12 protein-coding genes and 1 pseudogene are annotated in these 13262 nt (G+C 40.2%); 9 read left to right on the top strand and 4 right to left on the bottom strand.

Going from position 1 to position 13262, the window contains the following annotated elements:
- Positions 1–148 precede the first annotated feature (148 nt).
- A complete protein-coding gene (locus RAM70_RS08650) occupies positions 149–1804 on the bottom strand; it encodes a choice-of-anchor I family protein (RefSeq protein WP_312673305.1) in 1656 nt (551 codons plus the stop codon).
- 214 nt (positions 1805–2018) lie between these two features.
- Here RAM70_RS08650 and cysE point away from each other — a divergent pair, with 214 nt between their 5' ends.
- A complete protein-coding gene (gene cysE, locus RAM70_RS08655) occupies positions 2019–2792 on the top strand; it encodes a serine O-acetyltransferase (protein ID WP_045362264.1) in 774 nt (257 codons plus the stop codon).
- A 238-nt stretch (positions 2793–3030) separates the two neighbouring features.
- Entirely contained in the window at positions 3031–5904 is a 2874-nt protein-coding gene (gene uvrA, locus RAM70_RS08660) for an excinuclease ABC subunit UvrA (RefSeq protein WP_312673307.1), read from the top strand.
- A 98-nt stretch (positions 5905–6002) separates the two neighbouring features.
- Here uvrA and RAM70_RS08665 read toward each other — a convergent pair whose 3' ends face one another.
- On the bottom strand, positions 6003–6779 hold the full coding sequence (locus tag RAM70_RS08665; protein WP_108935313.1) for a class I SAM-dependent methyltransferase: 777 nt from the start codon (positions 6777–6779) through the stop codon (positions 6003–6005).
- Between the two features lie 285 nt (positions 6780–7064).
- Between RAM70_RS08665 and RAM70_RS08670 the strand changes: the two genes are divergently transcribed.
- Positions 7065–7787, top strand: a complete 723-nt coding sequence (locus RAM70_RS08670) for a hypothetical protein (protein ID WP_042790633.1) — start codon at positions 7065–7067, stop codon at positions 7785–7787.
- A 222-nt stretch (positions 7788–8009) separates the two neighbouring features.
- Here RAM70_RS08670 and RAM70_RS08675 read toward each other — a convergent pair whose 3' ends face one another.
- Positions 8010–8264 (bottom strand): type II toxin-antitoxin system VapC family toxin, encoded by a 255-nt coding sequence (locus tag RAM70_RS08675; RefSeq protein ID WP_312673313.1) that lies wholly within the window; start codon positions 8262–8264, stop codon positions 8010–8012.
- Positions 8261–8515 (bottom strand): hypothetical protein, encoded by a 255-nt coding sequence (locus tag RAM70_RS08680; protein WP_045362322.1) that lies wholly within the window; start codon positions 8513–8515, stop codon positions 8261–8263. Before RAM70_RS08680 ends, RAM70_RS08675 begins: the two co-directional genes overlap by 4 nt.
- Positions 8516–8791: 276 nt before the next feature.
- Between RAM70_RS08680 and RAM70_RS08685 the strand changes: the two genes are divergently transcribed.
- The 6 genes and pseudogenes from RAM70_RS08685 to RAM70_RS08710 all read left to right on the top strand — a co-directional run bounded on the left by RAM70_RS08685 (position 8792) and on the right by RAM70_RS08710 (position 13256).
- Entirely contained in the window at positions 8792–9088 is a 297-nt protein-coding gene (locus RAM70_RS08685; RefSeq protein WP_002804618.1) for a hypothetical protein, read from the top strand.
- Positions 9089–9094: 6 nt separating this feature from the next.
- Positions 9095–9499, top strand: a pseudogene (locus RAM70_RS08690) (PIN domain-containing protein).
- Between the two features lie 228 nt (positions 9500–9727).
- Entirely contained in the window at positions 9728–10213 is a 486-nt protein-coding gene (locus tag RAM70_RS08695; RefSeq protein WP_287999788.1) for a DUF29 domain-containing protein, read from the top strand.
- Between the two features lie 105 nt (positions 10214–10318).
- Complete coding sequence (locus RAM70_RS08700; protein ID WP_045362246.1) at positions 10319–11218, top strand: lysophospholipid acyltransferase family protein; 900 nt, start codon at positions 10319–10321, stop codon at positions 11216–11218.
- 141 nt (positions 11219–11359) lie between these two features.
- Positions 11360–12136 carry a 3-oxoacyl-[acyl-carrier-protein] reductase gene (fabG, locus tag RAM70_RS08705; protein WP_002782849.1) on the top strand — a complete coding sequence of 259 codons (777 nt, stop codon included), beginning with the start codon at positions 11360–11362 and terminating at the stop codon, positions 12134–12136.
- A gap of 352 nt (positions 12137–12488) precedes the next feature.
- On the top strand, positions 12489–13256 hold the full coding sequence (locus tag RAM70_RS08710; protein ID WP_002782847.1) for a proteasome-type protease: 768 nt from the start codon (positions 12489–12491) through the stop codon (positions 13254–13256).
- Positions 13257–13262 lie beyond the last annotated feature (6 nt).

Here is a 13262-nt window from a genome sequence, read left to right on the forward strand (position 1 = left end):
CCATTTTCAGGGGGTCAATTACCTAATTTTCGGGGAAAAAGTACCTGAATTTTCCCCCTGATCACTCCCATGCCTGGCACTTTTGGATTTCAAAAAGGTCTCAAAGTCTTACCCAACAAGGTTTTTAGATTTATTCAGCCAACCCTAATTAGCAATTCCCTCTTTTTTTCAAACTATAACCAGCTAGTCCGAGGGTTACTAATCCTAAAACTGCGCTAGGTTCTGGGACAGGTTTGACGGAATAAATCGCCACATTACGACTCACTTCATTGGCAACAATTAACAGGGGAGTACCATTAGGACTATCGGCAGCGGGAATAAATAATAATCCTTCGGGAGAGATATCGCCTAATTGCCAATCGTTGATATAATTAGTGAACAAAGGATTACTAGGGTTGGTGATATCATAAACCATGAAACCGCCAGCCCTTTCTATTCCCACAAAACTATAGAGACGATTACCCACAGTTCCCACTGCTAAACCTTCCGGTTCCGGCCCGCGGTTATCGCTACGACTATCGAAGCTGCTAGGAGTACCATCGGAATTAAAAATACTAGCAGTTAGGGGAGTTGCCGAAAAAGCCGCTAAAATTTGTTCAAAATCATCGCCACTATCGAAGACTTGGGACAGTCCATTAGTGACATTCCAAATCGAAAAAGAACGACCACCATAGGCAAAAAGTTGGCTATATTGACCTTGGGCGTTAAGTCCGTCGATGGTGGAAACATCTAAACGGCCGAGATTTTGGGTTAATTTCAAGTTGGCCGCATTAGGGAAAGCATTGGGGTCTAAAGTTAGAGTAGAAACTCGTCTAGCCTCATCTCTAGTATCACCTTCATTGGCAGTAATTAAATAGGTTTGTCCGGCGATGGTAACGGTGGCAATCGTATCCGGCTGATATAAGCCAAAAACCGGCCAATTATTAATTCTCACTGCTGGGGAATTAGCCGCTCCTCCAAATACTACCCCATCTCGATCGCTAGGATCCAAACCATTACCCGGTGCGTTAAAATTTTTGGCTCCTAGGGGTACAATACTGGTGACTTGAGCTTTAACAACATCGACTACGGCAACAGCATTATTTTCCTGTAGAGACACCCATGCAGTGGTTCCATCATCGGAAACGGTGATGTATTCTGGTTCCACATCTTGGGAAACCGTTTGACCAGGGAAAATGCGGACTCCCTGATTTCTGAAAGCGTTCTCTTGACCATTAAAACCGGTAAAGGTAGCGGTGTTGACCGTGGGATTGAGAACACCAGCGCTAAGGTCAATAATACTAATAGAACCATCGGGATTGACACCGTTAGCTGCTTCCCCCTCGTTAGCGACCAAAACGCGATTACCGTCAGGAGTAAAGGTTAACATATCTGGTAAAGCACCCACAGTAACCTGACTCTGAAAGACACCATTAGTATTGAAAAATACTACACTGCCGTTATTGGTAATCGGACTAGCTTCCATGGCCACGGCCACGATACCATTTTTGATGGCAACGCTATTAACCCCTGCACCGTAGGAGCTAAGATCGATCGAGGGTAAGGTAATAGGACTATCGGGATTGCTGATATCGGCAATATCTAGACGATTATTGGGACCGGTCACGAATAATTTGCGACTAGCGGGGTCATAAGCGGGAATTTCTGCCCCGAAGTTATTAGCAGCATTTGTACTATTGCCAAGACTGCTCAATCGGGTGATATTTAAAGCTGAGGCCGATTCGGTAACAATATTGATACTGCCAGCAATTGACAGCAAGGTTAATAAAAAGTTCCAATGGTGACGATAGATAGGATGAATCATATTTTTAGCTGAAACCCTGCAAAAAAAGGCTAAACAATCGCATTTTTTCAGCCCCAAGTTAAAGGAAGATTAAACAAGAGGGAAATTAAGGATATCTTCAAAATTTGGCCAAGAACAGTAAAAGCGATCTAGGAAAACAGCTTACTCGATCGCTTTTTAGTTGAACGGCTCATTTACCGGAGTGATAACATGGTTTAGTATAAGCTCGATCAATATGGAATCAAGACTCGTGTTATCTACTCTCCTAGCCGATTTCAAGATCATTTTTGAACGTGACCCCGCTGCCCGCAACTGGTTAGAGGTACTGTTTTGTTATCCCGGATTACAGGCTTTACTGTGCCATCGCTTCGCCCATTGGCTATATCAGATCGGGATTCCTTTTATTCCCCGTTTAATTTCCCATCTTGCCCGTTTTCTGACTGGTATCGAAATTCACCCCGGCGCCCAAATAGGTCAGGGTGTTTTTATCGACCATGGCATGGGAGTTGTCATCGGAGAAACCGCCATTATCGGTGATTATGCCCTCATCTATCAGGGAGTTACTTTAGGAGGGACGGGGAAAGAAAGCGGTAAACGTCATCCGACTCTAGGGGAAAATGTGGTCGTCGGCGCTGGGGCCAAGGTTTTAGGTAATATTTATCTGGGTAATAACGTTCGCGTCGGTGCTGGTTCTGTGGTCCTGCGCGATATTCCCGCTGATTGTACCGTTGTTGGTGTACCCGGTCGTTTAATCTATCGCGCCGGGACGCGGGTGGAACCTCTCGAACACGGTGATTTACCCGACTCGGAAGCGGTGGCTATTCGCGCTTTGGTGGACCGCATTGAACAACTGGAAAAACAAGTGTACGAATTGCGGCTAGAACGGTCAAAAGAACCTGATTATCGAATTAATTGCCCAGTTTTAGCCCATTTAGAAGAAGAAGCGAGTCATAGCTGTTGTCCTGGGGCCGATCGAGATATGCGCGAGTTTCTCGAACGAGCGGTTTAACCCCGATAATCTTCTGATATGATAGAAGACTGGTTTTCTAAGTAAGTGGTTTTAATTAAATAGAAGATAGATTTTGCCTTCGCTCCCCCCCCTTCCCCCCTTGATAAGGGGGGTGCCGATCCCCCCTTAATCCCCCCTTAATAAGGGGGGTGTCTGACAATTTTTAACACCTACCTACTTAGTAGCTGAAACCCATTCGTCAAAGCTATGATTGTTTAGGACTACTTAGCACCGTCCGATGGCTCAAACTGACTCAATCCGTATCCGTGGCGCCCGACAACACAATCTCAAAAATGTTGATCTCGAATTACCCCGCAATCAGTTGATTGTTTTTACGGGAGTTTCGGGATCGGGCAAATCTTCCCTCGCTTTCGACACTATTTTTGCCGAGGGACAGCGCCGCTATGTGGAGTCCCTCAGCGCCTATGCGCGCCAATTTTTAGGACAATTAGATAAACCCGATGTGGATGCGATCGAGGGTTTAAGTCCGGCTATTTCCATCGACCAAAAATCCACTTCCCACAATCCCCGTTCTAGTGTGGGAACTGTAACGGAAATTTACGATTACTTGCGTTTATTGTTCGGTCGTGCCGGTGAACCCCATTGTCCCCATTGCGATCGCAATATTGCCCCCCAAACCATCGATCAAATGTGCGATCGAGTGATGGAATTAGCCGATAAAACCCGATTTCAAATCTTAGCCCCAGTAATTCGCGGCAAAAAAGGCACTCATAAGCAATTAATCTCTAGTTTAGCCTCCCAAGGCTTTGCCCGGGTGCGGATTGACGGCAAGGTAGTAGAATTATCCGAGGGCATCGAGTTAGATAAAAAACATCTTCATGATATTGAAATTGTTATTGATCGCCTGATCAAAAAAGAGGGTTTACAGGAAAGATTAGTGGATTCTTTAACCACTTGTTTAAAGCATTCCGATGGTGTAGCGATTGTGGAAATTCTCGATGAGAATAACGAAGATAATCCCGAAGTTACCAAAGAAATTGTCTTTTCCGAGAAATTTGCCTGTCCCGAACACGGGGCAGTTATGGAAGAATTATCCCCCCGTTTATTCTCTTTTAATTCTCCCTATGGTGCTTGTCCCAACTGTCACGGATTGGGCAGTTTACGGAAATTTTCGGCAGATTTAGTCATTCCCGACCCGAAACAACCGGTATATTCTGCTATTGCCCCCTGGTCAGATAAGGATAATTCCTACTATCTTTCTCTCCTCTACGGTTTAGGGCAAGCTTTAGGTTTTGAAATTCAAACCCCTTGGCAGAAACTAACAAAAACCCAGCAAGATATCATTCTCTATGGGAGTAAAGAACCGATCTATTTTGAAGATGATTACCGTTACGATAATGGTCGCGGTTACTATCGAGAATTTGCGGGAGTTATCAATATCTTAGATAGGAATTATCAAGAAACCACCTCGGAAGTTATTAAACAAAGACTAGAGAAATATATTGTTAACCAAACCTGCGAAGTTTGTCACGGAAAAAGATTAAAACCGGAAGCTTTATCGGTACGTTTAGGACAATATACGATCACGGATTTTACCGGAGTTCCCATTCGGGATTGTTTGCAGAGAATTAATGATTGTCATTTAACCCCAAGACAGGCATTAATTGGGGAATTAGCCCTCAAAGAAATCAAAGCGAGACTACAATTTTTAATCGATGTGGGATTAGATTATCTTACCCTCGATCGACCAGCGATGACTTTATCCGGGGGAGAATCCCAACGAATTCGATTAGCCACTCAAATCGGTTCGGGATTAACGGGAGTATTATACGTTCTCGATGAACCTAGCATCGGATTACACCAAAGAGATAATAGTAAACTGTTAGAAACCCTGCAAAGATTGCGAGATTTAGGTAATACTTTAATTGTTGTCGAACACGATGAAGAAACGATTCGGGCAGCTGATTATTTGGTCGATATCGGTCCGAAAGCGGGGATTCATGGCGGAGAAATCATCTGTCAAGGCAGTTTTAAAAGTCTTTTAAAGTCGAAAAAATCGATAACAGGGGCCTACCTATCGGGACGCAAAGTTATTGAAACCCCCCCCCAAAGAAGGTATGGGAATGGTAATGCTTTAGTCTTAAAAAATTGCCATCAAAATAACCTAAGAAATATTGATGTAACGATTCCTTTAGGAAAATTAGTCTCGATTACGGGAGTATCTGGTTCGGGCAAATCCACCCTAATTAATGAGTTATTATATCCAGCTTTACAACATCATTTAACCCGTTTAACTCCCTTCCCCAAAGAGTTAGATAAAGTGGAAGGATTGGACGCGGTTGATAAAGTAATTGTCATTGACCAATCACCGATAGGACGCACTCCTCGGTCAAATCCTGCCACCTATACGGGGGTTTTTGACATTATTCGCGAGATTTTCACCGAAACCATCGAAGCAAAAGCTAGAGGTTACAAAGCGGGGCAGTTTTCTTTTAATGTTAAAGGAGGACGCTGTGAAGCTTGCCTAGGCCAAGGGGTAAACGTCATCGAGATGAATTTTCTCCCCGATGTCTATGTGCAGTGTGATGTGTGTAAAGGGGCGCGTTATAATCGGGAAACCCTACAGGTTAAGTATAAAGGTTATTCGATCGCCGATGTCTTAGATATGACGATCGAGGAAGCATTAAAAGTCTTTGAAAATGTCCCCCGGGCCACCACCAGATTACAAACTCTTGTGGATGTGGGTTTAGGATACTGTAAACTCGGTCAAAGCGCCCCCACTTTATCCGGTGGGGAAGCGCAAAGGGTGAAATTAGCAGCCGAATTATCCCGACGGGCCACGGGAAAAACCCTATATTTGATCGATGAACCGACTACGGGATTATCTTTTTATGATGTGCATCATCTCTTAGATGTGTTACAAAGATTGGTCGATAAAGGTAATTCGATTATCGTCATCGAACACAATCTCGACGTGATTCGCTGTAGCGATTGGATTATTGATTTGGGACCGGAAGGAGGGGACAAGGGAGGAGAATTAATCGCGGTGGGAACACCGGAAACCGTGGCTAAATGTGAAAAATCCTACACCGGTCATTATCTTGCCCAAGCATTACTTCAATATCCCCCAAAAAAGCGGGATAATAAGTAATGGGACAAAATTAACTTCTTGGTTAGGATAGGCAAGAGGCAACAGGCAAGAGGCAAGAGGTAGTTAGATATGTATAATTAATTGTGTCTAGCTACTTATTAGGGAAGAACACAGAGATAATAAAGCCAATGATCAAGATTAGTATTTAACTCTTGTTCGCTCTTAATTTCCTGACCGGTTTTCCAAGAATAAATTTTAATCTCTTGAAAGTAAGACCTTAACTGTCTTAATTGTTCTTTGGGGGTGGCGTAATAATTTTGGAGACGAAAATTATGGGGTTCATCCCGAATAATTGCATAGTCAGCAGTCAATAACTGTTGGTAGCTAAGAGAGGGATTACAGGCCCGCAAAATCACCCAGAGGACTAAATTTACATAGCTACTAAAAGGATTGAAACTAATCTTTTTTTTCCAATCAAATTCTGGGATAATTCCCTGAAGATTATGACTAGAAAAACAAAAATAACCGCCAGTTTTACCGATGCGGCTAATTTCCTCTAAAACTAGAAAACGGTCAGCAGGGGAAATATAATCAATGCCATTAAAACTAAAGAGAATAAAATCAAAATAATTATCGGCAAATTGTTCTAGATTTCTAGCATCGGCCACTTGCCAGACTAAATGGGGGAATTTTTGACGACAAGCGGCGATCATTTCCGCAGAATAATCAACACCGATATATTCTCCCACAAGAGGGGCAAAATACTTCGTAGTCCGTCCCGCACCTACCCCTAAATCAAGCATTTTCATGGTTGATAAACGCTCTTGCAGCAGGGTTAAAATTGTCTTTTCTGCTGGCTGTAGTGCGGTTAATTGGGCATAATAACCGACAATACTAGGGTCTCTATAGGTTTGCTGATTTTTATCCTTAATCATTCTTGATCGCTCTTTCCTACTGCCATCTTTAAGAAAATATTTAGACTATCATAAGATGCGCTTAAATTATCAACTTGTCATCAATGGAGATTTTTAGCTCTTTTTTCCCATCTACAAGGATAGCATTTTCCAAAAGTGATAAAAGAAATGTAAAGTTATTTTATAGTAGTTGTCTTTGGTGTCTGTCTGTGTTACAATTACCACAACCAGTCATTATTAACACTTAGATAAAAAACTTCAAATATTATCTTAATCAATAGGAAAAAACATTTGTCTTGAGATGATATGAACAAAACTATTTTGAGCAATGCAATATTTATGACGTTTTTTTTATCGACGGTTAGTCATGGATATACTCAGAATGAGGCTTCTTTTCCTATTCGAGCTTTGGAAGGAGATAATTGTAATCGAGTAGTTGAATTGATCTATCAATCAGAAAAATTAGCATCAAATGACTCTAGCACAAAAGTTTATTTTGAAGGGTTTTTAAGAAGAATAGGAAAAGATGAAGATCAAACAAATACATCGGGATTTTGTGAACCAGCAACGGACAGGGAAACTCTATCTATTAAGATTATTATTGAAAATAATAATGAAATAAAAAAGATTGAATTACGTTCAGAAAAATTTCCTGGATATATAATATTCACACCCATATCTTTCGATATAAAAAATAATTATATTTTAGCTCGATACTATTTAGCTAATAACTGGGGTTCAGTAGATACTGGATATTTCACATACGATCTAAAATCCGATAAATTATCTTATATAGAAGCTTGTCAAGAAGAAGATTGGGTCGAATATAGAGGCTTTATTTCTTCATTAGAAATTGCTTTTAAGTGTTCTTCTTACGGTCAAGATCCAACAGAAACATCATTTATTTATGATATTTTTAATTCTAGCAATGGTCAAGTTTATCGAGTCAGAGAAAGAATCAGAATCAAACACGAAAGATTTGGTGAAATTGTTGATGAAATGTCAATCATCAAAAGGCAGGTTTTTTAATTAAATAGATCCTGCTAATACTGTATCAAAAATTATAGCTAGTTTAACGCTATTTTACGTTATTTTATAGTATTAGCCATAATTAAATCTCCCAGTCTTCATATTTTAAACCATCTATACGACTGAATTCACGGATATTATGAGTGATTAAAATTAACTCATTAGCCATAGCAAGAGCTGCAATTTGTAAATCATAACCACCGATAGGAATACCTAATTGATTTAATTGAGAACGAATTCTTCCATTGCAGAATTTTGGTCAAAAGGTAAAATACTAAATTGATTACAGAAACGCTCTAGCTTTGCTAAATTTTGCTCTTTTCTACTGCTTTTGTAAGCCCCATAATATAATTCTAATTGTACCACAGTAGATAAATAAATCTCGTCTGGCTGATGTTTTGCTAACTCATGAGTAACAGCCAAACTACTATTATTAAGTAGCTTAATACAAACATTTGTATCTAACAGATAAGTCATAGTAGTTGTTCTCTTTCCTCATAATCTGGCTGTTTTTCTCTTACTAATAATTCACCTTCCCAACCGCCAATTACTTCTTCAAAAAAGCCTTCTTGCCATTGGCTAAATGTAGTTTTTTCTTCTTGTTCTTTTAGAGATATTGGCTGATAAACTAAGGTAACTTCTAAATCTGTGTTTTTAAGTTCAGGCGGTAAAGATATTTGTAATGTTCCATCTTCTCCTACATGGGTTTTAAAACTAATTGTTTTCATGGTTTCGGCTAAGGTTACTACTATCATAAGGATAGTGTGATATGTCCTCGTCTGACAAGGTGCGTCCCTTGGGGTCTTTTAACCATAAAGACATCTTCACCCCAAAGAGGTTGGACATGGTAGAAATCACCATCGGATGAGAATGGTGATACATCCCACTCAAGACACCGTTACGGGGATCTATTCGAGATCGAACTCACGATGTTGCATAACCACGAGAAACTTGATATATTGGCAGTTGATAAATATTATTGAAAATTTACTGGCGGCATAAATATGTTATCAACTGATGTCAGACAAAAATCGATGATTAAGAGAATTGAGCAAGTTGTTTCTATTTTAATGGAAGATCGTCCTTTCTTTAAAGAGGAGCTTAATTGTTCAGAAATAGTGAAACATTTGGTTGAATTATTTGAAAAAAATTTACCTTTTGAGGAATTTAACACTATGTCAGAGGCAGAATTGAAAGAGCATTGTAGCTTTATTATGTCCACAGAAATCCTGTCAAAAATTGGCGGCGATTTTACTCCTGAACAAATGGCTATTTTCGATGAAGCAATTAAGCGTAAATAGGTAATTATGAGTTATTTGTTATATACTAATATCGTTTCTTTGATTATTAAGCGTGATCTTAAAGTTTATCAAAAAATTGAAGATGTCAAAGCTCAAAGAAAAAGTATCTTTATCAGTTGCATTACTTATTTTGAAATTAAGAGGGGATTGTTGGCAGTTGCTGCACCTAAACAAAGAGAAAGATTTAACAAACTTTCTCAGGATTATCAAATTATTTTATTAGATGATTTAGCTATTTTATAAAAAGCAGCCGAAATTCATGCTCATCTTAGATTAAGAGGATTACCCATACAAACAGAAGATATTTTAATTGCTGCTACTGCTATAGTTAAAAGTTTAATTGTTGTTTATAATAGCAGTGATTTATTGAGGGTTGAAGGATTAAGTTTAGAGAATTGGGTAGAGTTATAAATTAAACCCAATCTTTAAGTCATCCGACATATTTTAATAGCTTGAGTCAGTAAAGACGTGCGTTACACTACGTTAACGCACCCTACAAAATTGGCTATGCACTAATGATACTATGAACGAGAATTGGCGGGACGGTGATTTTTCCCGTGTCACTATCAAAATTAGGAGAAAGTGGCATAATATATATATGAGGGTGCTTATTTCCTATTAAAAACCGCCAACAACCCAATGAAAACTTTAAATCAGAATCCCTGGCAAGTAGAGGGAGGAGAAACCCTGCCTCTACTTTACGAAATTGATCAACATCTTTGGTTAGAGGAAACAATAAAACTCCTCCAGGAAAATCGCTTAGATGAATTAGATGTAATCCATTTAATTGAGGAATTAGAAAGCTTGAGTAAAAGAGATAAAAACCGAGTCAGTAGCTTACTTGAACAAGTGATCAGGCATTTATTACTTTTACAATATTGGACAACAGAAGCAGAAATAAATCGGAATCATTGGCGAGCGGAAATTATCAGTTTTCGCACGCAATTAAGAAAATGTTTAACGACGAATTTACAGAATTATTTGGCTGAGGAATTACCGATAATCTATCAGGATGCTTTCGATTATGTTCAACAAAAAACTGGTTTTTCTGGCGATTTTCCCTCAGAATGTCCTTACAGTTTAGAGCAATTATTAGATAAAAATTGGTTCAACTGTGAAGATTAGACATTAAAAATGATAGAATTATCGAGGAAAGCCGTTCTAAAACGATGGGTTTTTTAAGCGAAATTTGCGATAATAAGATGCGCTCAAATTATCCCCTTGGCATCAATGCAGATTTTTAGCTCTTTTGTCTCATCTACGGCCACTTTTGCCGAATTATCCCTACAAGCAGCCAAGGCCCCTGTTGATACCCTCACGGGTTGGTCATTAGAGGATCGCGATCCGCAGGTGATCGAAAAATTTGTCCCCCTTCTGGATTGGTTTTATCACCATTATTTTCGCGTCAAAACCGATGGTTGGGAGAATATTCCCCCCTCAGGACAAGTATTATTCATCGGCTCCCATAACGGCGGTTTAGCGGCTCCCGATATGTTTATGATGATGTATGATTGGTTTCAACGCTTTGGCAGCGATCGCTTAGTCTATGGTTTGATGGATTCGCGAGTCTGGCGAGTTTTTCCATCCCAAGCGCATCTAGTGGCCCAAATGGGGGCCATTCATGCTCATCCGAAAATGGCGATCGCCGCTTTGAATAGTGGTGCTAGTGTACTAATTTATCCAGGAGGTGCTACGGATGTTTTCCGTCCCCACAGTTTAAGAAATAAAATTCATTTTGCCGGTAATCTAGCTTTTGTTAAACTAGCTTTACAGTACGAAGTGCCGATTATTCCCGCCATTTCCCACGGCGCTCACTCGACCCTGTTTGTCCTCGACGATATTTATCCTCAATTAAAAGAATTGCATAAACAGGGTATGCCTTGGCCCTTCGGTATTGACCCCGGGACCTGTCCCATCTATTTCGGTTTACCCTGGGGATTAGCTATCGGTCCCTTGCCGAATATTCCCTTACCCGTATCGATACAGACGCGGGTTTGTCCCCCAATTATTTTTGAACGTTACGGCAAAAAAGCGGCCCGGGACCGCCGTTATGTACGCGAATGTTATGAGAAAGTCTGTTATTTGATGCAGCAACAACTCGATCAATTAGTGGCGGCCAATTCTCCCTGATACTATACAGGAAAGTCGGGACAAAGCGATCGCGATTGAGGATTTCTGCGGTCAGATTAACCCGCTTGTGAGATAATGAAGTGTTTTGAGCAAAGTTATCAGTACAGAGTTTTCTCTTGAGATTTGACGATTATTTGGGGAATGCAGAAAATTATGAAACTATTACCCGCAGAATGCCAGCATTTACAAGACAAAGTAGCCATAGTAACTGGGGCCTCGCGAGGGATCGGTAAAGCGATCGCCTTGGAATTAGCCAGCCAGGGTGCTACTGTAGTGGTGAACTATGCTAAATCTAGCAGTGCTGCCGATGCCGTTGTCGAAGAAATTACCGCGGCCGGGGGAAAGGCAATAGCACTACAAGCAGATGTGGCTAAAAGCGAAGAAGTGGATAATTTAGTGGACAGTACCAAGGAAAAATTCGGTCATATTGATGTCTTAGTTAATAATGCCGGTATTACCCGGGATACCCTGATGTTAAGAATGAAATTAGAAGACTGGCAAGCGGTCATCGATCTCAATTTAACCGGAGTTTTTCTCTGCACTCGCGCCGTCAGTAAATTGATGTTAAAACAGAAAAGCGGCCGCATAATTAACATCACTTCTGTATCCGGTTTGATGGGTAATCCGGGTCAATCTAATTACAGCGCCGCTAAAGCTGGTGTTATCGGTTTAACGAAAACTTTAGCCAAAGAATTTGCCAGTCGAGGCATCACTGTTAATGCCGTGGCCCCCGGCTTTATTGAAACTGATATGACTCATGACCTCAAAGCAGATGAAATTCTCAAATATATTCCCCTCTCCCGTTATGGAAAACCGGAAGAAGTCGCCGGAATGGTGCGTTTTTTAGCCGCCGATCCCGCCGCTATTTATATCACTGGTCAAGTCTTTAACGTCGATGGTGGTATGGTTATGGCTTAATTCAGTTATCAGTGATCAGTTATCAGTGATTAGTTATCAGTTATCAGTTATCAGTTATCAGTTATCAGTTATCAGTTATCAGTGATTAGTTATCAGATTAAAGTTTTAAGTTTTAAGTTTTAAGCTTTAAATGATATTATTCACCGCTCACTCTTCACTCTTCACTAATTACTGTTTACTAATTACTAATTACTGATTACTGATTACTGATTACTGATTACTGTTTACTGTTTACTGTTTACTGTTTACTGTTTACTGTTTACTGTTTACTGATTACTGATTACTGATTACTGATTACTGATTACTGATTACTGATTACTAATTACTGTTCACTGATTACTGTTTACTGAAAATGACTTACTGTTTAGGAATTATCAATCGTTTTGGCATTGTTATGGGGGCGGATTCTCGCACGAATGCGGGAGTCGATTATATCTCGGCCTATCGGAAATTATTTGACTTTTCGGTATCGGGAGAAAGAGTAATTATGGTCTGTACATCGGGCAATTTATCGATTAGCCAAGGAGTGATTCACGAACTAAAAAGAGATCTGCACAATCAAGAGGATAAAAATCTCCATTCTCTGACTCATCTCTACGATATCGCCCACTATATCGGTGATAAAAGTCGTCAAGTACAAGCTAGGGAAAGAACTTGGCTAGAAAAAGATAATATTGATTTTAAATGTAAGTTTATTCTTGGGGGACAAATTAAAGGAGAAGAACCGCAATTATTCCTGATTTATCCCCAAGGAAATCATATTCAAGCCACCAAAGAAACGCCCTTTTTACAGATAGGTGAAACTAAATACGGTAAACCGATTCTTGATCGCACTATTACCTATGATACACCCCTAGAGGAAATGGCTAAATGTGCCTTACTTTCCATCGATTCGACCATGAAATCGAATATTTCCGTCGGACCGCCTATCTATTTGAGTATGTATGAAGCTAATAGCCTAAGCCTACGTCATAAGTTACAATTGCGCCTAGGAGATCCCTACCTAGCCAAAATGCGGAAACTCTGGGAAGATTACGTCCGGCAAGCTTTCGAGGCTATGCCCAATGTGGAATGGCATTATACCGATGAAGACCCAAAAGAAGATATCATAATAGATTAAGTAACT

The organism is Microcystis wesenbergii NRERC-220 (genome assembly GCF_032027425.1).
In the GTDB taxonomy this organism is placed as follows: domain Bacteria; phylum Cyanobacteriota; class Cyanobacteriia; order Cyanobacteriales; family Microcystaceae; genus Microcystis; species Microcystis wesenbergii_A.